Source organism: Planococcus shenhongbingii (assembly GCF_030413635.1).
GTDB lineage: Bacteria > Bacillota > Bacilli > Bacillales_A > Planococcaceae > Planococcus > Planococcus shenhongbingii.
In genome coordinates this window covers 1,083,535-1,107,159 of sequence record NZ_CP129235.1, presented here as the reverse complement: position 1 = coordinate 1,107,159, position 23,625 = coordinate 1,083,535, and the positions used below count along the sequence as shown (strand labels likewise).

Below are 23,625 nucleotides of genomic sequence, written 5' to 3'. Positions count from 1 at the left end.
CCACCTCTCCATCCCTTGCATATGTATACATTCAGCTTGTTCAAGTTAACTAATTTAGCTGATATTAACAGAAAACGTTAACTTCGGTTTAAGAAAAAAAGAGGAGAAATCACAATGACCTCTCCTCTGATTCTACCTACTTCAAATCTACAGATGCCAATTTGTCAGAACCGGTTGGATGCGCTTTAAAGTCCACTACATTCTTGCCGCCAGCTAAAAGCGGAGTTGAGTGAGCAAGTGGCACCCACGGCGCATCTTCATGGATAATCACTTGCGCTTGTTTGTATAATTCATTGCGCTTGTCTTCATCCACTTCTGTTTGAGCTTCAATCAGGATATCGTGCAATTCCTGATTTTTGTAATACGTGTAGTTGTTGGAACCGATATTGTCTTGGTCAAGCAAGACGTATAAGAAGTTATCGGCATCGCCGTTATCTCCTGTCCAACCAAGCAAGAATGCATCCGCTTCTCCGTTTGCAGCTTTTTCAAGATAAGTTGCCCACTCAAAAGAAACGATTTTCGCAGTTACACCAACATCTGCCAAGTTTTTCTGGATGGCTTCTGCCACTTTTTGGCCGTCCGGCATATATGGACGCGGAACCGGCATTGCATAAAGTTCCATTTCAAAACCGTCTGGCAGGCCAGCTTCTGCTAGTAATTGTTTGGCTTTTTCCGGATTATAGTCGTAATCTTCGATGTCTTCGTTATAACCGCTGATTACTGGAGGCATCGGGTTTTTAGCGACTTCACCGCGGCCTTCGAAGAATGCATCAACAAGCGCTTGCTTATCAATTGCATGGTTCATCGCCTGACGAACTTTCGGATCATCAAATGGTTCACGTGTAGTTGTTAAACCAAGATAGCCAACGTTCATTGAAGGGCGTTCAAATAATTGTAAGTCTGCATTGCCTTCAACAGTTGCACCGTCAGAAGGTGTAATGCCATCTGCCAAATCGATTTCGCCTGACAATAATGCATTCAAGCGGGCAGAGTTATCAGGAATTGACCGGAATACGACTTGATCCAATTTCGGTTCTCCTTCAACCCAGTAATCCGGGTTTTTCTCGATCGTGATTGAGTCATTGCGTTTCCATTCTACAAATTTAAATGGACCTGTTCCAACCGGTGCGTCACCAAATTTATCGCCAGCTGCTTCAATTGCTGCAGGCGAAGCAATTCCGAATGAGCTCATTGCCAAGTTTTTCAGGAATGGTGCCTGCGGGCGTTTCAATTTAAATTCTACTTCGTAATCGCCAGTTGCAGTCACTGATTCAATGACATGGCCTTCTTCGTCACCGAAACCGCCAAACATCGAGCCGTAGTATGGGAATTTATCAGCATCTCCGCCTGCCCAGCGCTCAAAGTTGGCTACAACCGCTTCCGCATTAAAATCAGTGCCGTCGTGGAATTTCACGCCTTCTTCTAAAGTGAAAGTATACGTCAATCCATCTTCAGCCGCTGTCCATTCAGTAGCCAGGCCTGGGTGGATTTCTGTATCCTGTTCACCGAAATTCACCAACGTATCAAATATGTTCTTTGTGACTTTGTATGATTCTCCGTCTGTAACAGCGATCGGATCAAGCGAAACTGAATCTCCGCCGCGGCCAAAAATCAATACTTTCGGATCGCCTGATTTTTCTGTATCCCCACTATCCCCTTCGGTGTTCTCTGAAGCATTATCGGAACTACAGCCATACAATGCTGTCGCAAGCAATAAAAGCATCAGAAACGCCAGTGAAACGAGCTTTTTCTTTCTCAAATTGACCCCTCCATTTTTGTTATTTATTATCATTGCGGCCTGGACTCTTCGTAAAGGTGGCAGGCTACAGAATGACCTTTTTCAACTTCTGCAAAAATCGGTACAACTTTTTCGCAAATATCCATCTTAAATGGACAGCGCGTGTGAAAACGGCATCCACTTGGCGGATTCGCAGGACTTGGCACATCCCCTTTGATCACTACTTCTTCACGTATAAAATCCGGATCGGGCACCGGTACCGCTGACAGCAAAGCCTGGGTATACGGATGAAGCGGCTTTTCATATAACGCTTCACTATCGGCAAGTTCCGCCATCTGCCCCAGATACATCACTCCCACCCGGTCACTGATATGGCGGACGACGCCAAGGTCATGAGCGATAAATATATAAGTCAGTTTCAGTTCTTTTTGCAGATCCTGCATCAAATTCAAAACTTGGGCTTGAATCGATACATCGAGAGCTGAAACCGGTTCATCCGCAATAATGAGTTTAGGATTGGTCATCAATGCCCGGGCAATGCCGATGCGCTGGCGTTGCCCACCGCTGAATTGGTGCGGGTAACGTTTGGCGTGGTAACTGCTTAACCCAACAATCTCCAAAAATTCATGGACTTTTTTCTTCCGTTCTTTCGGATCGCCGAGGTTATGTACGTTTAATGGCTCCATCAGGATTTTTTCGATGGTATGGCGTGGGTTCAAAGAAGCATATGGATCTTGAAAAACCATCTGGATATCGCGGCGTGCTTTGCGCATGTCGCTCGCCGAAAGATTCGTCAATTCCTGTCCGTCGAAAAACACTTTGCCTTCTGTCGGCTCCAATAAACGCATGAGCATACGGCCGGTTGTGGATTTTCCACAGCCGGATTCTCCTACGATTCCAAGAGTTTCTCCTTCAGCGACCGTGAACGACACATCGTCTACAGCTTTTACGTAGTTTTTTACTTGGCCTAAAATTCCTGATTTAATAGGAAAATACTTTTTCAGCCCTTCAACTTTTAACAACGGTTCTGTCATGGGCCTGAACCTCCTTCGGATCAAATAGGAAGCAGCGGGTTTGGTGGTCTTCTTCCGTCTGATAAAGCGCGGGATTTTCCACTATACAGCGGTCAAAGGCAAATTCGCATCGCGCAGCGAATTTACAGCCTGTGCGGATTGTTCCAGGCTTCGGTACATTTCCAGGAATGGAATATAACCGTTCTTTTTTAAACCGCATATCAGGAACAGATTCGAGCAGTCCTCTCGTATAAGGATGCTGAGGGTCTTTAAAGATTTTATGCACCGGACCTTCTTCTACTACTTTTCCTGCGTACATGACAATAACGCGTTCGCACGTTTCTGCTACGACGCCTAAATCATGGGTTATTAGCAATACGGCTGTATTCAGCCTCTCGTTCAGGTTTTTGATCAGCTTCAAAATCTGGGCTTGTATGGTTACATCCAAGGCCGTGGTAGGTTCATCCGCTATCAATACTTTCGGATCGCATAAAAGTGCCATCGCAATCATTACCCGTTGGCGCATTCCGCCTGATAATTGATGCGGATATTCTTTCATCAATCCTTCTGCACGAGGCAACCCTACAAGTTTCATCATCTCAACAGCACGTTCTTGTATTTGTTTCTTGTTCCAATCGCGTTTATGTATTTTAACTGCTTCACGCAATTGATCACCGATAGTGAATAGAGGATTCAGAGAAGTCATTGGCTCCTGGAAAATCATTGCTATATCGTTGCCTCGAATGGCACGCATTTCTTTCTCGGAAAACTTGGTCAAATCTTTATTTTGAAATAAAATTTCTCCACCTGTAATTTTCCCCGGCGGGCTTGGAACGAGTCCCATAACCGATAAAGAAGTAACGCTTTTTCCACATCCAGATTCGCCGACAATTCCTAAAACTTCTCCTTCGCGAATGTAAAAATCAATATCGTCTACTGCCGGAATTTCGCCGTCATCAGTGAAAAAAGATGTTTTCAAGCCTTTAACATCCAGTATCATTTTTCGCTCTTCCATCTCGGCACCCCTTTTGATTCTGAAAATTCTATGTGTTTTAATTATACGTAAGATTAGTATTATTGCAATAGTTTATTTGGAAATTGATAGTATTTCCACGCTTCATTAAAAAAAGACCCTCGCAGATTCCGAGGGTCTTTAGGGCTATCAATTAAAATGTTGGACTTGGAATAAATTATAGTAAATTCCTTGCTGCTTCATCAGTTCATCATGGGTGCCCTTTTCTGCTAAATGGCCATGGTCGATTACAATAATCTGGTCCGCATGGGTAATAGTCGATAGTCTATGGGCTACGATTAACGTCGTGCGGTCATGTGCCAACCGCTCCAACGAATCTTGAATCAGCGATTCGCTTTCTAAGTCGAGCGCTGAAGTGGCTTCATCTAAAATCAAGATCGGCGGATTTTTCAAGAACACACGGGCTATCGCAATCCGCTGTTTTTGGCCGCCAGATAATTTCACGCCGCGCTCTCCCACTTTCGTATCGTATCCTTCTGGAAGCATTTCGATAAAATCATGGGCATTGGCTGCTTTTGCCGCAGCAAACACTTCTGCATCGCTCGCTCCTGGTTTCCCCATCAGGATATTCGATTTCACAGAGTCACTGAACAAAATGGAGTCCTGCAGCACCAAACCAATTTGGTCACGCAGCGTATGGATGGATACATCTCTCAAGTTGTGGTCATCCATATAGATGGCGCCGCTAGTGACATCATAAAATCTTGGAATTAACGAAACAATGGTCGATTTGCCTCCACCGCTCATTCCAACGAAAGCAACGGTCTGTCCCGGTTTTACGGTGAAATTCAAATCGGACAATACTTCTGTTCCTTCTTCATTATAGTGAAAAGAAACATCCCTGAATTCCAATTTGCCATCCACCACTTTCAAATCTTTAGCTCCGTCTTTATTTGTTACGTCATAGTCTTCATCGATCAATTCGAATACACGGTCCATCGACGCGAAAGACTGCGTCAATGTCGTAGATGAATTGACCAGTCTCCGAAGCGGATTGTAAAGGCGTTCAATATAGGCGATAAATGCTACCATTGTTCCAAGCGTCAGGTTTCCCTGGATCACTTGATACCCTGCATAAGCAATAACAAGCAATGGTGCAATATCCGTAATGGTATTGACTACCGCAAATGCTTTGGCATTCCATTTTGTATGATCGATGGCTTTGTCCAGAAACTCATCATTTGTAGCATCAAATATTTTTTGTTCGTGTTTCTCAAGCGCAAAACTTTTAATGATGCTCATGCCTTGGACACGTTCATGCAAATAGCTTTGGACATTTGCCAAAGCCTGCGAACGGTTGCGTGTCAAATCGCGCAGGCGGCCGAAGAAAAACTTGACGCTGAATGCGTAAAAAGGAAACGCCAGCAGCGCAACAATCGTCAGCGGCACATCCATTGTCAACATAATGCCGATGGCAATCAAAATAGTCGCCAGATCGAGCCATAAATTCATCAGTCCGATCATGATGAAATTCTTCGTTTGCTCCACATCATTGATGACGCGGGAAATGATTTCCCCTGCGCGCGTATTGGCATAATAACGGAGACTCAGCTTCTGCAAATGCGCGTAAAGGCTTTGGCGGATGTCATATAAGATTTTATTGCTGACATATTGCGCATAATACTGGCGGTAATATTCAATAGGCGGGCGGAAGATGAAAAACAGAATCGCTGTTCCGCCCAGCCATAAATACAGCTGCCTCAGTTTTTCATCGCTCGATAACCCATCGGCTCCGATAATATCATCTATGACAATCTTTATAAGCAACGGAATGAAAAGCGGAATGGCAAACTTGAAAATACCAATAACGATCGTTAAGGCAATTTGCCAGTAATAAGGCTTTACAAACTTCATATAGCGCTTCGTCGTACTCAAAAAATTCACTCCATTCTATTCCATACGAAAAACCTGTTGGCAAGCAACAGGTTTTCTTTTATTCCGTGAGCCGGTATTGTCTATGAAATTCATACCGGCTGGTCCAAACTTCTATGAAGTCCGGAGCAAAAGGACCTCTTCGCTGTTTAATCCATCCAATCAGCTTATCCACATTCCGATGCAAAATCTGATCGATCACTTCCGGATATCCCATTTGCCGTTTATGCTCTTCATATTCGTCTTCGTCCAACAAGGTATACGACATATCTGGAAACACTTTAACATCTAAATCATAATCGATGTACTTTAATGATCCATTGTTATAAACAAAAGGAGAGCTCACATTGCAATAATAATAAACTCCATCGTCACGAAGCATGCAAATAATATTGAACCAATGTTCTGCATGGAAATAACAGATGGACGGCTCTCTCGTGAGCCATGTCCTGCCATCCGATTCCGTCACCATGGTTCGCTCATTTGCACCGATTACTATGTTATTTGTTCCCTTCAGTACCGTTGTTTCCTGCCAGACACGGTGGATTCGGCCGTTGTGTTTGTAACTGTGGATTTGTATTGTTTCTCCCTCCACGGGTATCGCCATATCCATCCCACCTTTTCGTCTAAGCCGTATATATTTTAAGTGTCCTCATGATTATATCAATCAATTCTGAAAACATACAGCGAAAAGGCAAGGGAGAATGGTTTACAAGATGACTGAACGGCCTCCATCAACAATAATTGTTTGGCCGCGAATCATATCCGCATTATCTGAAATAAGGAAAAGAGCGGTTTTCACCATATCATCTATTTCCACCATACGGCCGGCTGGCGTGTTCACACGAGCATCGTTAAGCAATTCTTCGCGGTTCGGGAAATGCTTTAATGCTTCTGTGTCGAGAGCCCCGCCAGAAACCGTATTAACGGATATCCCTTGTGGCGCCAATTCAACCGCCAAATATCTAGTAAGTGATTCCACTGCCGCTTTGGAAACTCCGATTGTCGTATAATTCTCCAAATAACGAATCGAGCCCAATGAACTGATGCCGACAATTTTCCCGCCTTTATCCATTAGTTTTGCTGCTTCCTGAGCACCAAACAGCATCGCTTTCGCATTGATGTTCATTGTCCAGTCCCAATGCGATTCTTCAAGCTCCATAATCGGACGAAGCACTCCGGAAGCCGCATTTGAAACAAACACATCCAGCCGGCCGAATTCTTCTTTGATTGTTTCAAACATGCCGCGCAGTTTGTCCACATCTCCGACATTTGCGCGGACAAGCAGCGCTTTCTGTCCTCTAGCTTCAATTTCTTTAACGGTATCCAAAGCAGCCGTTTTGCTTCTTGCATAGTTTACGACAATGTCATACCCTTGTTCGGCAAGCGCAATCGCCAATGCTTTTCCTAATCCTCTGCTGCTGCCTGTGACCAATGCTACTTTTTGTTCTGCCATAGTCAAACATCTCCTCTTTGTTTTAAGACTGCTTTCATTTTTTGGACTGGACCTGAAATCGGAAGCAATTCCAGTTCTTCAGCCGTTACCCATTTCATGTGAGATGGTACGTTCAGATTTTGGCCTTTTGCAATATAGCCATCCACGTTCCATGTTAAATGAGAAAACACATGTTTGAAAGAAGTAATTTTTTCAGCGTTGCTGACGACACCTTGAAAGTTTTCCGAAAGCTGCTCTTCTATTTCAAGAGGGAGCACTTCTTCAGTCAACTCTATCATTGGAAATTGCCACATATTGGCAAGCAATCCGGTTGACGGCCTTTTTTCCATTAACACAGATTTCCCGTAAAGGATTGCCAGCATAGCGTACTGCACTGCTTTGTTTTTTTTCGCTTTTGTCTTCGTTGGCAATTCATGCTGCTTTCCTTCATGAAACGCTGCACAATGTTCCCTTACAGGGCATAACAGGCATTTCGGGGAAGTCGGTGTACAAATCAAAGCCCCCAACTCCATCAGCCCTTGGTTAAATGACGAAGGATCTTCATGGCTAATGAGTTCTGTCACTGCCTCTTCAAAAATCTTCCGGGTTTTCGGCTTGGCGATGTCTTCTTCAATCAATAAAATCCGGGACAGCACCCGCATGACGTTTCCGTCGACTGCATGTTCCGGGATTCCGTATGCAATGCTGAGTACAGCGCCCGCAGTGTAAGGGCCGACGCCTTTCAATGATGAAATTTCTTTTCGGCTTGCCGGCACAATGCCATCGTACTTTTCAGCCACTTCTTTTACGCCTGCCTGCAAATTGCGGGCACGGGAATAATAACCCAATCCTTCCCATTGCTTGAGCAGAATTTCCTCATCTGCTTCTGCCAAATCCCGCAAAGTCGGAAACTTTTCAACAAAGCGCTTATAATAAGGAATGACGGTATCTACTCTTGTTTGCTGCAGCATAATTTCCGATATCCAAATCTGGTAGGGATCTGATGTACGGCGCCAGGGCAAATCACGTTTTTCCTCCGCGAACCAGCTAATTAAATCTTTTTGAAATTGCAATTTATCGAGTGCTATTTTGAATGCCTCCATTCCAGTAGATTACACCACCGGATTCCGGGGTATATATATGTTATAAACTTTTCAGCCGGATTTATATTTTTCCTGACATAATAAATGAAGAAAGGGGATGTGGCCATGGATACAGGTACACATATTGTCATGGGCATAGCTCTTGGCGGCCTGGCAATGGCAGATCCAGTTGTGGCAAGTCACCCTGCTACAATGACCGCTGTTTTTGCCGGAGTCATTATCGGCTCCCAGGCACCTGATATCGATACCGTACTAAAATTGAGAAACAACGCCGTTTATATTCGCCATCACCGGGGCGCTACCCACTCCATTCCGGCGGTCATTTTATGGCCATTGCTCATAACTGCTGCTTTGCGGCTTATCCTGCCGGAAGCAAATTCACTCCATCTATGGCTATGGACATTCCTGGCTGTATTTTTGCACGTTTTTGTGGACATATTTAACTCCTATGGCACACAAGCTCTCCGGCCATTTTCCAACCGTTGGGTTGCGCTTGGAGTTATTAATACTTTTGATCCCATTATTTTTGGTGCCCATTTGATCGCTCTTATGTTCTGGGCATTCGGTTCTGATCCTGTCTGGACAATGCTCATTTTATATGGGCTGCTGTTTTTCTATTACATTTCACGGTTTGCCGTTCAATCTGCAGTCAAACATGCAGTGCGCAACACGATACCCGGTACAACCAATATTATCGTCGCACCTACAATGCGATTTTTCCAGTGGCGGATTGCCGCTGATACAGAGCGTCACCACTATGTAGGAAGAGCTTATGGACGTTCTATCAACATTTATGATAAGTTCCTAAAAAAACCATTACCGGAATCGAATCTGATTCAAGCCGCCTTAAAAGACAAAAACCTGGCAGCCTTCGTTTCCTTTTCCCCTCTCTATAGATGGGAGATCAACGAATACGAGGATTTATATGAAGTTCGCTTGATTGACTTGCGCTATCGAAGCAATGATTACTACCCATTCGTAGCAGTGGCCCATTTAAATGAGCAATGCAAAGTCGTCAATTCCTATACCGGCTGGATCTTCAGCGAAGACAAACTAAGGAAAAAACTCGACTTCAGCCATAACTAATGAAAGGTGGAAACGGCCGTTCAGGTTCGACAACCACATTAACTCTTTAACAATCAAAGAGAAAAACGCACACAACTAGAGTGTGCGTTTTTTAATTGTTCTGCTCATTCAATAAATGGGCGTACTTCGGGTTTCTCCCAGCAAATTCATGTATTTTGTCGCCGTAACTCGTAATCCATTGGCGGATCACTTTTTCTACTACTGCGCTTCCTTGGTAATCGTATCCTGCTTTTGCATAGGAAGATTCGAAATCGGATACCAGCAATTCGATCCATGTACGGGCTTTTTCTTCTGTTAAATTGGGATTCTTTTCACGCAGTTCCAGAATCAACTGATCAATCATCTCATTCATTCGCCTACTTCCCTTCTTTCAGCGGGCGCAGCATGGAAATCGGCAACGCTTCAGTGTGCTTTTCTCCTCCAAGGCGATAGCCCCATGCAAACCGGCCTTTTAAATAATCTATTTGGAAAAAGACATTCGGATCACCTTCGATGCGGTAAACTTCACCTTTTTTGAAATCTTCCGGATTGATCATATAAGCGGCTGCCATTACGGCTTTTCGTTCAAGCACTGCAAATTCATTGACCATGCCCAACTGCTCCGCTTTTCTCGCTTTTTCTTTCAGCCGCGCAATCTCATTTCGCAACTCATGTTCATCCATTTCACTGTAACGCTTTTCTTCAGTCATCTTCCTGCTCCTTCTTCTCCAAGTATTCATTGATTACTTCGCTCGGGAATCCTTTTTGATACAAGCCCTGTTTGACTTTCGATTTCAAGTCATAGCCTGTCAGTTTACTGCTGTGTTTTCTCCATAGTTTATCGCCTTGTTCCTTAACGCTATCTGTCCACTGGTCTTCATCCTTTTCAAAGTCCAGGTCTTCCATGGCTAGTTTAATCAAGCTGTAGGAATAACCTTTCCTCATCAGTGAATCATTGATTTTCTGCTTGATCTGGCTCGGAGTTTTCATCTTTTCTTTAGCCGCAATTTTTATCGCCAACTCTTTGGCAATTTCCAATTGTTCTTCTTCTGAATAGGAATTTAAAACGTCTTCCTGCATTTGTTTATCAATCCCTTTTTTTTGCATTTCCTGCTGAATTGCACGCGGCCCCTTTTTCCCTGAGTTCACCTGGGTTCGGAGGAGCGCTTCTGAAAATGCCTGGTCATCCAAAAATTTATGGGTGTAGAGCTTTTTGATTGCTTCATCGATCACGGCGTTGCCAAATTCTTTTTCTTTCAATTTGGTGCGCACTTCGTCTTCACTGCGCATGCGGAAGCCAAGATAATTCAGCGCTTTATTGTAAGCCTTCCGGACTTCATCTTCAAAGTTCATTTCTTCGATGGTCCATTGGTCTAACTCTTTCCCTTTTGTGAGCTGGTACCGGATCAGCACCGCTTCATCCACACTAAAAGCAAATTTCTCCTCAAGGTAGATATTGTACCTTTCCGGATTTCTTTTCCCTCTGGTGATTTTCGAAATAATCGGCATTTACGGCACCTCTCTTCCTTCCCTATTATACCCTTTCAAATGCTTAAATGCATGGATTGCGGGTATTATTAGAAGAAATGGAGGCGATATGGATGAAGATAGCAATTACAGGCGGAACAGGTTTTGTCGGCAAGGAATTGACCCGATTATTCCATAACAAAGGACATATGGTTTACATTTTGACAAGAAGCCCAAAACGCTCTACTGCGAACACCAAATACGTGCAATGGCTGAAAGAAGGAGCGGCCCCGGAGAAGCAGTTGGAAGGCATTGATGCCATCATTAATTTGGCCGGCACATCGATCAATGACGGCCGGTGGAGCAAAGAGCAAAAAAGAGAAATTTATAATAGCCGGATGGAAGCCACGGAAGAAGTGCTCCGGATTATCGCCAAATTGAACAAAAAGCCTAGAGTATTGATCAACGCCAGCGCCATTGGAATTTATATGCCCTCGACCCAGGTTACATACACGGAAGCTTCGGCAGATTTCGCTAAAGATTTTCTAGCCCAGACCGTTAGAGATTGGGAAAAGCTGGCGGATCATGCAAAATCCCATGGAGTACGAGTGGCATATGGCAGATTCGGCATCATCCTGGGGGAAAAAGATGGTGCTCTGCCATTGATGGCACTTCCCTATAAACTTTTCGTGGGTGGTACGATAGCTTCAGGAACACAGTGGGTATCATGGGTCCATGTGAAAGATGTAGCGCGAGCCATCCAATTTGCTCTGGAAAATGAGGAAATTGAAGGGCCGTTCAACGTCACAGCTCCCGACCCAAAACAAATGAAGGATTTTGGCAAACAGATTGCCAAAACGCTTCACCGTCCACACTGGTTCCCTGTTCCGGCGTTCGCTTTAAAAGCTGCGCTTGGAGACAAAAGCCAGCTGGTTCTTACAGGACAGCGTGTAGTGCCGACGGTGCTTGAGCGCCACGGCTTTAAATTCGATTATCCCGATTTGCAGTCAGCACTGGCTGATATCTATAAATAAGCATATAATGGAGGGATGATTACCTAAAGGACGTGAAAACAATGAACGATAAACCCATTATCGAGGAAGGCCAAAAGTTTCCTTTGACGATAAAACGGCTCGGCATTAACGGTGAAGGCATCGGCTTTTTTAAACGCAACGTCGTATTTGTACCCGGTGCATTGCCTGGTGAAGAAATTACTGCACAAGTAACGAATGTCAAACGGAACTTCGCTGAGGCCCGCATTTTGAAAATGCGAACGCCTTCTCCTCACCGCCAGACACCTCCGTGTCCGATTTACGAGGCATGCGGCGGATGCCAGCTGCAACATATGACTTACAGCCAGCAATTAGTCGAGAAACGCGATCTTGTCGTCCAAGCACTCGACCGCTACTTAAAAGGCGTGAATGTCAAAATCGAAAACACCATTGGAATGGAAGACCCATGGTATTACCGCAACAAAAGCCAATTCCAAACACGATTAAAAGGCACTCAAGTCATTGCCGGCTTATTCGCCGAAGGCTCGCATCAACTGCTCGACATCGAGCAATGCATTGTCCAGCATCCAAACACTACGCGCATCACGAATGAAGTGAAACGGGTTTTGGAAGATTTAAAAATGCCGATTTATGATGGCAAAACAATGAAAGGCATTGTCCGGACCATCGTCGTCCGCACAGGTGTAGAAACTGGTGAAATCCAGCTTGTCTTAATTACGACCAGAGCCAGAATGCCGCAAAAGGAAATGCTGATCGACTTATTGAAAGAGCTGGACCCCAACATTGTTTCTATTGTTCAAAATATCAACAAAGAAAAAACTTCATTGATTTTTGGTGAGGAAACAATTACTCTTTGGGGCAAAGATACCATCCACGAAAAACTTGGTGAACTGTCATTCGATTTGTCAGCCCGGGCATTCTTCCAATTGAATCCAAAGCAAACTGTTAAGCTCTATGACGAAATTAAGCGGGCAGCCGATTTGACCGGAAACGAATCTGTAGTCGATGCTTATTGCGGAGTCGGAACGATCGGCTTATGGCTTGCTGACCGCGCAAAAGAAATCCGAGGCATGGATTTGATTCACGAAAGTGTCGTGGATGCAAAAGCGAATGCCAAAAAACATGGCTATGATGCGAAATACGTAACTGGAAGCGCTGAAAAATGGCTGGAGACCTGGCGCAATGAAGGTTATGTGCCGGATGTATTGACTGTTGACCCTCCGCGCACCGGCCTAGGGGAATCCCTAATTAAAACCATTTTGAAAGTAAAACCAAAGCGCTTTATTTATACGTCCTGCAATCCTTCTACATTGGCAAAAGATTTACAGCAATTAACGAAAGTCTACAAAATCGAATATATTCAGCCGATTGACATGTTCCCGCAGACAGCACAAGTAGAGTCTGTAACAAAATTAATATTGAAATAGGAAAAGGACAAGAAAACCAATTGGTTTTCTTGTCCTTTTCTTTGCGCTTCTTATACGGGCAATGGATGATGAAGAAAAGCATGCTCTTTGAAGATGCTTTTATTCGAATTCGGCAACTTGTTCTTTTCCTCGTTCTCCCCGCAGCAAAATAATGAAAAAAAGTACGAGCAGCATAGCTGCAATCAATAGCAAAAAGCTTAAGCCGCCAGAATACTCGACAAAAAGACCCCCTAAAAACGGTCCTGACAAACTGCCGATGCTAAAAGCGATGCCGCACAATAAATTCCCTGTCGGCAATAAATCTTTTGGCATCAAATCCGCCATATAGGAGATTCCTAAAGAAAACGTTGACCCTACAAACATTCCTGCCAAAGCAAAGAATGCCACGGTCAGCCATCCGTTCGATTCGAAAAAGCTGGCGGTCCCAAAAACGGCGGCGCCTCCTACTAACGCAACGAGCAGCACATTTCTTCGGCCTATCCGGTCACTTAGAGCTCCAAGCGGTAATTGTGTAGCGATGGCCCCCAATGAAAAAGCGGCCAGCATAATTGAAACCATTCGGACATCAATTTCTTGGCGCAGCGCATATACCGGATAAATTGCGTTTAGAGAAGCCTCCAAAAAGCCGTATCCAAGCGGCGGCAGAAACGCGACCCAGGCAATCACAAGCGCAGTTTTGAAACGCCCAAGAGTTCCCTTTTCTGACATGCCTCCCGCAGTCATTTGCGGGTAATCGTTTTTCAGCAAAAAGACCAGCGACCAGGCAATTAAGCATAAAATTCCAGATACGATAAACGGCAGCGCTTCAAAAATTTCAACGAGCGGCACAAAAAGCGGTCCGGCACCGAAGCCAACGCTAAATGACATGCCATAGATTGCAATATTCCGCCCCAGCCGATGTTGCGGAGAAAAACTGGTGATCCAAGTCTGAGTTGAAAAATGCAGCGCCTGGTCACCAATGCCAATCAATACCCGCAGCACGAACCAAAACAGCACACTTTTCCAAAGCGGAAACAATAACAGAGAGGCAATCACCAATCCGCCACCAAATAAAATTAGCGGTTTATAGCCAAACCTGCGCAATTGCGGTTCCATAAAAGGGGCAACCACCAACGTTCCTATGTATAAACCGGTAGCACTTAAACCATTTAAAGCTGATGATACGCCGTCTTGTTCAAAAATAATGGCAATTAGCGGCAACAGCATCCCTTGTGAAAAACCGGATATTGAGACGATTGCAACCAAAATCCAAAAACGGGCACGCTCGCTTTTTAAGAAAATCTTCATCTGTACCTCCTGCGCAAGCTCGTTCTTTTTTACTTTCAATGGAATTCAGATACAATTTTAACATAAGGAGGCGTCAAGCGATGAAATTTTTGATGAATGAAAACGGCTTTACAGGAGATTTGCCATATGGGAAATTATTAGTGTCAAGCAATGAAGAATACGGCTTCCGTCCCTATCAGCTGCTCGTGTCTTCTTTAGCCGTGTGCAGCGGTGGAGTGATGCTAAAAGTTTTGGAGAGAATGCGGATGCCTGCAGAAGATATTCAAATCGATGTGAAAGAAGTAATACGCATTGAAGAAGAAGCGAACCTGGTTTCCAAAGTATATTTGCATTTCATTTTAAAAGGCAAAATTGATCCTGCTAAAATGCCGCGTGTGATGGAATTGACCCGCAAGAATTGTTCCATGGTCCGTTCGGTGGAACATTCAATCGAAATTATTGAAACTTATGAAGTCCTTTAAAACACAAATAAGGCTCAGTCCGTATCTAATTTCAGATTCCGGCTGAGCCTCTAGGTTTTAGCAATATCCGTTTGAATTTTCATAATTCGATTTCTTCGGCTTAAAACGCCGGTGAAATATTCGAACAACCTCCTTTTTATTCCTACAGTGATTGGTTTTGGCTCTTCACTAATGCCTCCCCTCTCTATTGATTAACGTTAGCTTAACATAAGATTTTCATTAAGTAAATATTTAAAACATTCTAAATGTTGAAATCGCTCTTTTTACCTAGATTTTATTGTATTCTTCTCTGTTTTCAGCTACCATTAACATGCGAAAAGAGGTGTTTCGAATGGGCAAATCCATTACGAATAAAGAGCAGCAAGTAAAATACATGAAACAACGCTTAAATATGTTTTTGGAAGTGTTGGATGCTATTGAACCGGAAAATACCGAGTTAGAAGATATTGATCGCCTTATCGCCATGGTTGATGAACTGGACGATAAAATGCAGCAATTCAGAGCACGTCCGACTGAAGAAGAATAAACATGCATAAAGAAAACGATCCATGCCAGCGACATTGCTGACATGGATCGTTTTCTTATTCTCACAAAATGCTATTACCTCTTCACTAGCCAGCTGCGCTTACTTTTCTTCGTCGCAATCATATCTATACGCCCTTGCATAACCGCATTGATCTGCCCTCCTATTAACAGGAGCATGGCCGATATATACAACCAAAGCATCAAAATGATGATTCCTCCGATACTGCCGTAAGTTGCTGAAAAATTGCCAAAATTATTAATGTATATGGAAAAGGCATACGAGATGATCAGCCAGCCAACTGCTGTAAAAGCGGCTCCGGTCATAACGCTTCTGACATCCAGTTTGATATTGGGTGCTACCCAATAAATTACTGAACACACCCCGAAAATAATCAGCGGCGGTATAGTAAAACGAATGGTAGCCCATAACTCCAGAAAGCCTTCTTCCAATCCAAGGAAAGTGAAAATAAAAAGACCGATTTGCCGTCCAAAAATCGGAAGAACAAGTGCCACGATTAAGATAAAGATGAATAGTACCGTAGAGATGATCGACATTCCCCGTGCTATCAGCAAAGGTCGATTTTCTTCCACACCATATGAAAAATTCAATGATTTAATAAGTGCATCCATGCCAAGGCTCGCCGACCAAATAGTAGCGATAATACCAAAAGATAAAAGACCTCCATTTTGATTGGTCAATATTTCTTTTAGCGTCTCTTCAATAATCGTATACACTTCTATTGGAGCTATTTCTTTCATAAAACTGTAGATTTGATCTTCCGATAAATTTAAATAAGGCAATAAAGTTACTATGAAAATCAAAAGCGGGAATATCGACAACAGGAAAAAGAACGCCAATTGCGCTCCTAGTCCTGTTACATCTATATCTTTGATACGTTTAATTAATTCTTTTAAAAAACCTTTTCCGGTTGTTACATCATGGCTTACCGCCAGATTATGCAACCGTTCCTCTGGCTCTGTATTTTTGCCTTTGTTCCCTGTTTCTATTGGAATTAGACCTTTTTTGAAGTATTCGTGCCAGAAGTCGATCCAGTTCTTGAGCCGGTTGCAGACCCTGAATTAGATCCTGAGCTGCTTCCAGAACCAGATGATGATGAATCACTGCCTTCTGTCAAAGATGAAGTGCCAGATGGGCTGTCTTCTTTCAATGCAGACAGTACATCATCTTTCGAGTCGATCACTGCATCTTTTGTGTCAACAAACGCGTCTTTTGTTTCCATTGCCAATTCTTTGACCTGTGGAGTCAAATCTTTCAACTCATTGACTTTTTCCCCTACATAAGAAGCGTCTTCTGAAATTCGTGAATAGATATTTTGAACTCTTTCTGTCTGCTGCTGTACAGCAGACACTAATTCTTTTCTATTTTGAGCATAATATTGAGCACTGCTGCCCACTTTTTTCGATTTATTCATTACGTCATTTCGTGTATTGCGGTCAAATAAAGATACGATCACTCCAACCGCAGCTCCCATAAGTAATCCTGTTAATAGTTTGTTTTGGCTCATCCTGAATTCCTCCCAATAATTGTAGTACTTGCGTCTCTTTTGGATTTTTCCCTAATCTCCAGAAATTTAAACACTAAGTAAATTTTATTTTTCAAAAAACCCTTGACTCTTTGGTTAATATTTCAGAATATTGAGTCTAAAGGTGGTGAACAAAGGGGGAAGTATTAAAAAATTATACATACAAAGGGGAAATACGATGGAGAGACTAGAATCAATTTTGGGCAACATCAGCAGTTTTGTATGGGGTCCACCGCTTTTAGTATTATTGGTGGGGACAGGGATTTATTTAACGATTCGTTTAGGTCTTTTACAAGTACGATTATTGCCTTATGCGTTAAAACTTGTGTTCACCAAAAATCAAGACACTAAGTCAGAAGGAGACATCAGCCATTTCCAGGCGCTGTCAACCGCTCTGGCAGCGACTGTTGGAACAGGTAATATCGTCGGGGTTGCAACAGCCGTTATTTTGGGTGGTCCGGGAGCTGTATTCTGGATGTGGATGTCCGCATTTTTTGGCATGGCTACCAAATACGGAGAAGCGGTGCTGGCAGTAAAATACCGCGTCGTTGATGCCAGAGGATTGATGGCTGGCGGACCAATGTATTATTTGGAGCACGGCCTGAAACAAAAATGGCTAGGAGTGTCATTTGCCGTTTTCGGTTCGATTGCTGCATTCGGCATTGGCAATGGAACTCAATCAAATTCAGTAGCAGCAGTGGTTCGGGATACATTTAATGTACCCACATGGATTACAGGCATTATCTTAACCGTTTTCGCTGCATCAGTCATTTTGGGCGGCATTACGACAATCGGAAAAGTCACTTCTTATTTTGTTCCGTTCATGGCATTGTTTTACATTATTGCCGGAGCTATTATCATGATTACAAATGTCGAATTGATTTTGCCGGCCATCGGCACTATTCTTAGTTCGGCCTTTACTGGCGAAGCAGCTGTAGGTGGTGCAATAGGGGCCGCTATACGCTACGGAGTTGCGCGTGGGGTGTTCTCCAACGAAGCGGGCCTCGGGTCTGCACCAATTGCGGCAGCAGCGGCTAAAACCGATATGCCCGGCCGCCAGGCTCTCGTTTCCATGACACAGGTATTCATTGATACATTGATCATCTGCTCCATTACAGGCATCACCATTGTTATGTCCGGCCTTTACACAGATAAATCTCTGGAAGGTTCTGCACTGACAACGGCGGCTTTTGAACAGTTTTTAGGACCGGCTGGACCGATTGTTGTTGCAATTGGATTAATTTTCTTCGCTTCTTCCACCATCATTGGCTGGTCGTATTACGGAGAGAAATGTTTCCAGTATTTATTTAAAAACCCTAGCCTTTTGATTGTGTACCGCGTTGCCTTTATTGCAGTCGTGTTCATCGGGGCAACGGTTTCGCTCGATGTGGTTTGGATGTTCTCTGATATCATGAACGGTTTAATGGCTCTTCCGAACTTAATCGGACTTCTCGGTTTATCGGGTGTCATCGCTTTGGAAACAAAACGGATCGTTTCAAAAATCAAAGAAGAAAAAGCACAAGTGATTGCCGACAAAGAAGCGGCACGAGCTGGCAATTGACTTTTATTTTGAACAGTGAAATGATGAGTTATACCCTTCGAAAGGCAGGAACCCATCATGGACCTATCAAAACCGTCAAATGAAAACGTCTCGTTTATGATTGAAGAAATAAAAGCGAAATTGCGCATGGTCAATGCCGACGCGATGAAGCCGGAACATTTCAACTCATCGAAATACGAAGACTTGAAAGAACTGTATGAAATGGTCGCAAGCCGCGACAGCATCACACCAAACGAAATGCAGGCAATTGCGCAGGAACTTGGTTCATTGCGCAAATAATAAAACACCTTGGCATTCAGATTTTTCTGGAATGCCAAGGTGTTTTTTCTATGAATGCAAAGAACGCCCTTTCCGCTAAGCCCTCCAGCGCTTGTCGGAGCTGATCAGGCGCCTTAGCTTTTCTTAATGTCCAGCTTCAGCGCCTAGCTCCTCGAGTCGCTTCGGTCTTCCCGGGAATGGCAAAGAACGCCATTTCCGTTAAGCTCTCCAGCGCTTGTCGGAGCTGATCAGGCGCCTTAGCTTTTCTTTTGATATTGCACAATATACCAGCCGCCTTCTTTGATGACGGTTTGGATGCCAAGCATGGCGAGTCCTGCTTCTTCTCCCCATTCATTAAGTTCCTGTCTGGTCGGCAACCGGTATAAATTATCAAAAGAGGAGAAAAAACTATTAAAGACGTTGGCAAATGGAGGATCATCGCTGGTTCCGGCAATTGGCGTCACAATTGATAGAACTCCATCATCTTCCAGCCAACTGCCCAGTTCGGTGAATAAGGCTTGCCGTTCTTCCAGATCAATATAGTGGATGACATTGTTCATCATAACCATGTCCTGGAGTTTTTGTGGTTTGTAATGCCACAAGTCTGCATTTTCTATTACAATATTGTCATTGTCTGCCGTCAGCTTTTTAGCAGTTTCTGCTACTGTAGGACTGATTTCAATTCCAGTGAATTGAGTATCTGGAAAACGATCCGCCAGTTTCTGGATATACCCTGCTTCTCCGCAACCGATATCGAGAACTGTTCTGCTTTTGCTTTCTCTGATCCGTCTGGACATTTTAGGCATCGCCAATACTTCCAGCAAACGGCTGGTTTCCGCTACTGTCGGTGCGTGTTTTTCTTCATCAAAGTGGCGGCGGTTCTGTTTCCTCATCATTTCCGGATAGCTGAGAAGCGTGGGAATATGCAGTTCCATCATTTCTTTCAGCAAAACCCCTGAGGAATTATGGCCTTTCGGTTTTGGCAGTTTCCAAGCATTCCATGTTTTATAGCGCCCTCTTCCAGCTTCTTTCAAGTGCCCTATAGAAACCCCTACATTGACCCATTGGTTCAGCAGTTCTTCATCCAATTGCAGCGCATCCGCCACATCAAATTTTGTCACTGGCCGCTCAAACGCTTTAAATAAATCCAGTTCATAACCTACATAGGCATGCCAGCTGTATAAAAACGGTTCGTTGCGTTTCATGTACATCCGGGCCTTAAACATTTTCATCACATCTATCATACAAGTCCCTCCACTTTCCACGGATAATCTTCTTCTCTGGTAAAATATTTCAATTCTTTTGTATCTGAGGTTAAATCTCTGCTTCGCACAGGCATGAAACCTCCTTGAATAAACCGGTCACGGACATTTTCTTTCCACATGCCCAGACCGGAAACGTTGAGCATTTGCTTGAAATGAAGAATTGGGTCTTCTTCCATCCGTTCAACGGTCTTTTTCCGGAGATAGCTGACCGTCCGGAAAGGAAACGAATAGGCAAGAGCTGACAAATGGCTAAGCTGCAGCACATGTTCTGCTCTTTTGTAGCGCACTTTTTCATACCACAATAAATTTTCAGGCTGCCGATTCCCGGACTCCATCATATCAGCCAAAAGTTCACCGAGGATATCGGCATCTTGGATGGCCATATTCATGCCTTCACCAGCCATTGGGTGAACTGCGTGTGCAGCGTCTCCAATAATGGCTTTATTGCCTTTTATATAGGCAGGGGCATGGAACATGACTGGAATCATCAGCTGAATTTTCTTCCAGTCTTGCAGCTGCTGAACATAGCCATCAAGAGAAGGCGCCAAATCGGTGTAAAGTTTATGGAAATGGCTGATCGGTTTTTCTTTCAATTGCTGATAATCTCCTTCCGGAATCAAGTACACACTTCGCACCAGATTATCAGGCAATGGAAACAAGCCTAAGAACCTGTTGTATGTAGAAATGATTTGTCCATCTCTGAAATTTTCAGGCCTCGGAAACGTCACGGTTAAAAAATGATGATTGTAGGCGCTTTGTTTTATTTCGATGCCCATCGCTTTACGGGTGATGGAAGCCCGGCCTTCCGCACCGATGAAATAATCGGCCTGTACTTCTATTTGTTCTTTGCCTTTTCGCAAAATGGCCTTATCTTCAGTAACTTTTTTGCATGTTGTTCCTCTCAAATAATGAAAGTTGGAAAAGTGTGAGGCAGCCCCGAGAATAATTGATTTCAACTCTTCATGATGCGCCATATAAGCGGCATTATATTTTCCTGGCAATACACTGTAGTCAAGATATGACTGGTCCCGAACAGCTAGTGTACTCGACAGTTCCAGCATATCGAGTACCTTTATTTCATTAGCGCGTTCCTTAATCTCCTCAAAGAGTCCAAGTCCGTCAAAAATCTGCATGCTTTTAGGCTGCAGCAATTCGCCTTTATAAGCCGGGGTATGGGAAGCCAGACGTTCAGCAATGACAACATCCACCCCGCGCTGTGCCAGCTTCAGCGCCAGCGTCAAACCGCCGACTCCGCCGCCGCTTATGAACACATCTGTTTTCATGAGTTTCAGCTCCTTATTTCTGTTTACCCGCAAGTAAAGGCCGGGAAAACCTTTCTTCTACGGGCATAAAAAAAGAAGCTCTCAAATATTGAGAGCTTCTTCTTGTCCACTATTCATATATCCTGCGAAAACCTCTGACTGCTTTAATTAACAAACCGCGGGGATAAAAAACCCCCGCGGTTTAAAGTGTCTCTATTAAAGTTTGTTATATGCTACAGCTAGCTTCGCGCCAACTTCAGCGTTGTGTTTCACTAATTCGATGTTCGCCACTAGACTTGTGCCTTCAGTCAACTCTTTCACTTTGCCTAGAAGGAAAGGCGTTGTTTCTTTACCTGCAATGCCGTTTTCTTTAGCCTCAGCCATAGCTTGGTCGATTATGCCGTTAATGAAGGATTCTTCCAGAGCATGCTCTGCAGGAATCGGGTTAGCCACAACTGCGCCGCCTTTAAGTCCAAGATCCCATTTCGCTTTCAACACTTTTGCCAATGTGTCAACGTCATCCGCACGGAAAGTCAAATCAAATTCGCTTGACTGCGTGTAGAATGCCGGCATTTTATCTGTTTTATAACCGATAACCGGTACGCCTTTTGTTTCAAGGAATTCCAGAGTCAAACCGATATCTAAAATTGATTTTGCTCCAGCGCATACAACCGCTACTCCAGTAGTTGCCAACTCTTCAAGGTCAGCAGAAATGTCCATTGTAGTTTCTGCACCACGGTGAACGCCGCCAATGCCGCCTGTTGCAAATACGCGGATTCCTGCCAGTTCTGCACAAATCATTGTGGCTGCAACAGTAGTAGCTCCAATTTTACGTGTCGCAATCAACTGGCCAAGGTCGCGGCGTGAAACTTTTGCCACATCCGGGCTATTGCCGAGGAGTTCAAGCTCTTCATCGGACAAACCAATTTTGATTTTGCCATCCATAATGGCGATTGTAGCTGGTACCGCTCCGTTATCACGGATAATTTGTTCAACGATGCGGGCAGTTTCCACGTTTTGCGGGTAAGGCATGCCGTGGGAAATGATCGTAGATTCCAACGCCACGATTGGCTGGTTGTTGTCCATTGCTTGTTGTACTTCTGTTGAATAAGTAATCATTGAGTTCATATAAGTTCCTCCAGTTCATTTTGTAATTGCATTGCCGATAATTCGGTTCTTACTGTTGCTTCGCTTTGCAGCGTCTTGGCTGCATTGACCAGCCCCGTTTGAATAATTTTTTCAAACGGATGGTCTTTTAAATAACTATGGATGATGCCGCTGGAAAAAGCGTCTCCCGCTCCTGTGACATCGAGCAGTTCAGGAACACTGATGGCAGAAAATTGGCTGACCTGTTCCCGGTTCCCAGCCATTGCACCATCTTTGCCGCCGGTAATTACCACATTTCCCGCTCCATGTTCCAATAAGCGAGTAATCGCATCCTGCCAAGTTTCCTCGGAGTCTATCGTAATGTCTAAAAAGCGCTCCGCTTCTCCCCGGTTTAAGATCAGCCAAGTAATACCCGACAAATCTTTTTCAAGCCGGTCGATTTTGGGAGTCGAAACAGGAATAACCGCGAGCGGAATGCCTCTGGCCTTTGCCAGTTCTCGCACATACTGGACCGTTTCTTTTGGACAGTTCAAATCGATGACCAGAAAAGCCGCTGTTAATAAAGCCGGTTCATTGCGTTTGACATAGTCCACTGTCAAAGAATCATAGATGGCCATGTCGGCCATTGCCAAAATCATCTCTCCATCCGGCTCTAATATTGCGGTGTAAGTGCCGGTTGAGAATTCATTATGGGGTATGGTCAAATCGGTATCCATGAAAGGAGACGAATTTTCTTCAATCAATTTCCACTCCTGGTCATTTCCAGCAATGGACATCAGCTTTACTCGGTGCCCCATCCTTCCTAAGTTCTCCGCAACGTTCCGCGCGACTCCGCCGATGCTGACGGAAACCTTAGCCGGATTGGAAGTGCCCATTTGAGCCGCCTTATCGAGCCAGAATTTCCGGTCGACATTGGCACCGCCGATGCAAACAACTGTCCCTTCTTCCGGAAGTATGTATGCACGGCCAGCAATCTTCCCTTGCCGTATGAGACCTGATATTAAGTTGGCTAAAGAAGGACGGGACATTTTCAGAGAATCCGCCATTTCCTGCTGAGACAGATAAGGGTTTTTCTTGATCAAGGCGATAACTTCCTGCTCTTTTTTATTCATTTACCCACCTCCTCGTTGAACATTTGTTTAAATCATAAACTTTTATAATAAAAAATGCAAGTAAATAATACTGTGAT

At 44.0% G+C, this 23,625-nt stretch carries 24 protein-coding genes; 7 read left to right on the top strand and 17 right to left on the bottom strand.

The window, feature by feature from the left end; translation table 11 throughout:
• Positions 1-136: 136 nt before the first annotated feature.
• The 7 genes from QWY16_RS05405 to mutY all read right to left on the bottom strand — a co-directional run bounded on the left by QWY16_RS05405 (position 137) and on the right by mutY (position 8,194).
• Positions 137-1,759 (bottom strand): ABC transporter substrate-binding protein, encoded by a 1,623-nt coding sequence (locus tag QWY16_RS05405; protein ID WP_300991920.1) that lies wholly within the window; start codon positions 1,757-1,759, stop codon positions 137-139.
• A 29-nt stretch (positions 1,760-1,788) separates the two neighbouring features.
• Entirely contained in the window at positions 1,789-2,772 is a 984-nt protein-coding gene (locus QWY16_RS05400) for an ABC transporter ATP-binding protein (protein ID WP_300991913.1), read from the bottom strand.
• Complete coding sequence (locus QWY16_RS05395; RefSeq protein WP_300991912.1) at positions 2,747-3,766, bottom strand: ABC transporter ATP-binding protein; 1,020 nt, start codon at positions 3,764-3,766, stop codon at positions 2,747-2,749. The genes QWY16_RS05400 and QWY16_RS05395 overlap by 26 nt, the downstream gene beginning before the upstream one ends.
• 147 nt (positions 3,767-3,913) lie before the next feature.
• Positions 3,914-5,659: an ABC transporter ATP-binding protein gene (locus QWY16_RS05390; RefSeq protein WP_300991911.1), complete on the bottom strand. Its 1,746-nt coding sequence runs from the start codon at positions 5,657-5,659 to the stop codon at positions 3,914-3,916.
• 58 nt (positions 5,660-5,717) lie between these two features.
• Positions 5,718-6,263, bottom strand: a complete 546-nt coding sequence (ntdP, locus tag QWY16_RS05385) for a nucleoside tri-diphosphate phosphatase (protein ID WP_300991909.1) — start codon at positions 6,261-6,263, stop codon at positions 5,718-5,720.
• Between the two features lie 102 nt (positions 6,264-6,365).
• Positions 6,366-7,112: an enoyl-[acyl-carrier-protein] reductase FabL gene (gene fabL, locus QWY16_RS05380; RefSeq protein WP_300991907.1), complete on the bottom strand. Its 747-nt coding sequence runs from the start codon at positions 7,110-7,112 to the stop codon at positions 6,366-6,368.
• A gap of 2 nt (positions 7,113-7,114) precedes the next feature.
• Positions 7,115-8,194, bottom strand: a complete 1,080-nt coding sequence (mutY, locus tag QWY16_RS05375; RefSeq protein ID WP_300991905.1) for an A/G-specific adenine glycosylase — start codon at positions 8,192-8,194, stop codon at positions 7,115-7,117.
• 105 nt (positions 8,195-8,299) lie between these two features.
• Between mutY and QWY16_RS05370 the strand changes: the two genes are divergently transcribed.
• Entirely contained in the window at positions 8,300-9,280 is a 981-nt protein-coding gene (locus tag QWY16_RS05370; protein ID WP_300991904.1) for a metal-dependent hydrolase, read from the top strand.
• A gap of 91 nt (positions 9,281-9,371) precedes the next feature.
• Here QWY16_RS05370 and QWY16_RS05365 read toward each other — a convergent pair whose 3' ends face one another.
• Genes QWY16_RS05365 through recX form a run of 3 tightly spaced genes read right to left on the bottom strand, consistent with a single transcriptional unit; the run spans position 9,372 to position 10,768 of the window.
• The gene (locus QWY16_RS05365) at positions 9,372-9,632 is read right to left on the bottom strand and encodes a YfhJ family protein (protein ID WP_300991903.1); all 261 of its coding nucleotides are present in this window, start codon (positions 9,630-9,632) and stop codon (positions 9,372-9,374) included.
• A gap of 4 nt (positions 9,633-9,636) precedes the next feature.
• Positions 9,637-9,969, bottom strand: coding sequence for a YfhH family protein (locus tag QWY16_RS05360; protein ID WP_300991902.1), 333 nt, complete (start codon positions 9,967-9,969; stop codon positions 9,637-9,639).
• Positions 9,962-10,768, bottom strand: coding sequence for a recombination regulator RecX (recX, locus tag QWY16_RS05355; protein WP_300991901.1), 807 nt, complete (start codon positions 10,766-10,768; stop codon positions 9,962-9,964). Before recX ends, QWY16_RS05360 begins: the two co-directional genes overlap by 8 nt.
• 92 nt (positions 10,769-10,860) lie before the next feature.
• On the opposite strand from recX, the gene QWY16_RS05350 reads away from it, so the two are divergent.
• Entirely contained in the window at positions 10,861-11,760 is a 900-nt protein-coding gene (locus tag QWY16_RS05350) for a TIGR01777 family oxidoreductase (RefSeq protein WP_300991899.1), read from the top strand.
• 41 nt (positions 11,761-11,801) lie between these two features.
• The gene (rlmD, locus tag QWY16_RS05345) at positions 11,802-13,166 is read left to right on the top strand and encodes a 23S rRNA (uracil(1939)-C(5))-methyltransferase RlmD (protein ID WP_300991897.1); all 1,365 of its coding nucleotides are present in this window, start codon (positions 11,802-11,804) and stop codon (positions 13,164-13,166) included.
• Between the two features lie 99 nt (positions 13,167-13,265).
• On the opposite strand, the gene QWY16_RS05340 is transcribed toward rlmD, so the two are convergent.
• The gene (locus QWY16_RS05340; RefSeq protein ID WP_300991895.1) at positions 13,266-14,453 is read right to left on the bottom strand and encodes an MFS transporter; all 1,188 of its coding nucleotides are present in this window, start codon (positions 14,451-14,453) and stop codon (positions 13,266-13,268) included.
• A gap of 80 nt (positions 14,454-14,533) precedes the next feature.
• On the opposite strand from QWY16_RS05340, the gene QWY16_RS05335 reads away from it, so the two are divergent.
• On the top strand, positions 14,534-14,914 hold the full coding sequence (locus QWY16_RS05335; protein ID WP_300991893.1) for an OsmC family protein: 381 nt from the start codon (positions 14,534-14,536) through the stop codon (positions 14,912-14,914).
• 331 nt (positions 14,915-15,245) lie between these two features.
• The gene (locus tag QWY16_RS05330) at positions 15,246-15,440 is read left to right on the top strand and encodes an SE1561 family protein (protein ID WP_300991891.1); all 195 of its coding nucleotides are present in this window, start codon (positions 15,246-15,248) and stop codon (positions 15,438-15,440) included.
• A gap of 74 nt (positions 15,441-15,514) precedes the next feature.
• Here the strand turns inward: QWY16_RS05330 and QWY16_RS05325 are convergent, their stop codons facing one another.
• Positions 15,515-16,402: a YihY/virulence factor BrkB family protein gene (locus QWY16_RS05325; RefSeq protein ID WP_300991889.1), complete on the bottom strand. Its 888-nt coding sequence runs from the start codon at positions 16,400-16,402 to the stop codon at positions 15,515-15,517.
• Between the two features lie 50 nt (positions 16,403-16,452).
• Entirely contained in the window at positions 16,453-16,965 is a 513-nt protein-coding gene (locus QWY16_RS05320) for a YtxH domain-containing protein (protein ID WP_300991888.1), read from the bottom strand.
• 196 nt (positions 16,966-17,161) lie between these two features.
• On the opposite strand from QWY16_RS05320, the gene QWY16_RS05315 reads away from it, so the two are divergent.
• Positions 17,162-18,544: an alanine/glycine:cation symporter family protein gene (locus QWY16_RS05315; RefSeq protein WP_300991887.1), complete on the top strand. Its 1,383-nt coding sequence runs from the start codon at positions 17,162-17,164 to the stop codon at positions 18,542-18,544.
• A 57-nt stretch (positions 18,545-18,601) separates the two neighbouring features.
• Entirely contained in the window at positions 18,602-18,823 is a 222-nt protein-coding gene (locus QWY16_RS05310; protein WP_300991886.1) for a DUF1128 domain-containing protein, read from the top strand.
• 236 nt (positions 18,824-19,059) lie between these two features.
• Here QWY16_RS05310 and QWY16_RS05305 read toward each other — a convergent pair whose 3' ends face one another.
• The 4 genes from QWY16_RS05305 to QWY16_RS05290 form a co-directional block, all read right to left on the bottom strand.
• Entirely contained in the window at positions 19,060-20,046 is a 987-nt protein-coding gene (locus tag QWY16_RS05305) for a class I SAM-dependent methyltransferase (RefSeq protein ID WP_300991885.1), read from the bottom strand.
• Positions 20,043-21,350, bottom strand: a complete 1,308-nt coding sequence (locus QWY16_RS05300) for an FAD-dependent oxidoreductase (RefSeq protein ID WP_300991884.1) — start codon at positions 21,348-21,350, stop codon at positions 20,043-20,045. Before QWY16_RS05300 ends, QWY16_RS05305 begins: the two co-directional genes overlap by 4 nt.
• Before the next feature lie 195 nt (positions 21,351-21,545).
• Positions 21,546-22,457 carry a pseudouridine-5'-phosphate glycosidase gene (locus QWY16_RS05295; RefSeq protein ID WP_300991883.1) on the bottom strand — a complete coding sequence of 304 codons (912 nt, stop codon included), beginning with the start codon at positions 22,455-22,457 and terminating at the stop codon, positions 21,546-21,548.
• Positions 22,454-23,548: a carbohydrate kinase family protein gene (locus QWY16_RS05290; RefSeq protein ID WP_300991882.1), complete on the bottom strand. Its 1,095-nt coding sequence runs from the start codon at positions 23,546-23,548 to the stop codon at positions 22,454-22,456. Before QWY16_RS05290 ends, QWY16_RS05295 begins: the two co-directional genes overlap by 4 nt.
• Positions 23,549-23,625 lie beyond the last annotated feature (77 nt).

Excerpts from the sequence above, each read along its gene's own strand:
- QWY16_RS05295 (WP_300991883.1), bottom strand. The coding sequence starts at position 22,457 with ATGAACTCAATGATTACTTATTCAACAGAAGTACAACAAGCAATGGAC.
- QWY16_RS05350 (WP_300991899.1), top strand. The coding sequence starts at position 10,861 with ATGAAGATAGCAATTACAGGCGGAACAGGTTTTGTCGGCAAGGAATTG.
- QWY16_RS05400 (WP_300991913.1), bottom strand. The coding sequence starts at position 2,772 with ATGACAGAACCGTTGTTAAAAGTTGAAGGGCTGAAAAAGTATTTTCCT.
- QWY16_RS05335 (WP_300991893.1), top strand. The coding sequence starts at position 14,534 with ATGAAATTTTTGATGAATGAAAACGGCTTTACAGGAGATTTGCCATAT.
- QWY16_RS05340 (WP_300991895.1), bottom strand. The coding sequence starts at position 14,453 with ATGAAGATTTTCTTAAAAAGCGAGCGTGCCCGTTTTTGGATTTTGGTT.
- ntdP (WP_300991909.1), bottom strand. The coding sequence starts at position 6,263 with ATGGCGATACCCGTGGAGGGAGAAACAATACAAATCCACAGTTACAAA.
- recX (WP_300991901.1), bottom strand. The coding sequence starts at position 10,768 with ATGCCGATTATTTCGAAAATCACCAGAGGGAAAAGAAATCCGGAAAGG.
- QWY16_RS05330 (WP_300991891.1), top strand. The coding sequence starts at position 15,246 with ATGGGCAAATCCATTACGAATAAAGAGCAGCAAGTAAAATACATGAAA.
- rlmD (WP_300991897.1), top strand. The coding sequence starts at position 11,802 with ATGAACGATAAACCCATTATCGAGGAAGGCCAAAAGTTTCCTTTGACG.
- QWY16_RS05365 (WP_300991903.1), bottom strand. The coding sequence starts at position 9,632 with ATGAATGAGATGATTGATCAGTTGATTCTGGAACTGCGTGAAAAGAAT.
- QWY16_RS05310 (WP_300991886.1), top strand. The coding sequence starts at position 18,602 with ATGGACCTATCAAAACCGTCAAATGAAAACGTCTCGTTTATGATTGAA.
- QWY16_RS05320 (WP_300991888.1), bottom strand. The coding sequence starts at position 16,965 with ATGAGCCAAAACAAACTATTAACAGGATTACTTATGGGAGCTGCGGTT.
- QWY16_RS05290 (WP_300991882.1), bottom strand. The coding sequence starts at position 23,548 with ATGAATAAAAAAGAGCAGGAAGTTATCGCCTTGATCAAGAAAAACCCT.
- fabL (WP_300991907.1), bottom strand. The coding sequence starts at position 7,112 with ATGGCAGAACAAAAAGTAGCATTGGTCACAGGCAGCAGCAGAGGATTA.
- mutY (WP_300991905.1), bottom strand. The coding sequence starts at position 8,194 with ATGGAGGCATTCAAAATAGCACTCGATAAATTGCAATTTCAAAAAGAT.
- QWY16_RS05370 (WP_300991904.1), top strand. The coding sequence starts at position 8,300 with ATGGATACAGGTACACATATTGTCATGGGCATAGCTCTTGGCGGCCTG.
- QWY16_RS05300 (WP_300991884.1), bottom strand. The coding sequence starts at position 21,350 with ATGAAAACAGATGTGTTCATAAGCGGCGGCGGAGTCGGCGGTTTGACG.
- QWY16_RS05305 (WP_300991885.1), bottom strand. The coding sequence starts at position 20,046 with ATGATAGATGTGATGAAAATGTTTAAGGCCCGGATGTACATGAAACGC.
- QWY16_RS05360 (WP_300991902.1), bottom strand. The coding sequence starts at position 9,969 with ATGACTGAAGAAAAGCGTTACAGTGAAATGGATGAACATGAGTTGCGA.
- QWY16_RS05315 (WP_300991887.1), top strand. The coding sequence starts at position 17,162 with ATGGAGAGACTAGAATCAATTTTGGGCAACATCAGCAGTTTTGTATGG.
- QWY16_RS05395 (WP_300991912.1), bottom strand. The coding sequence starts at position 3,766 with ATGGAAGAGCGAAAAATGATACTGGATGTTAAAGGCTTGAAAACATCT.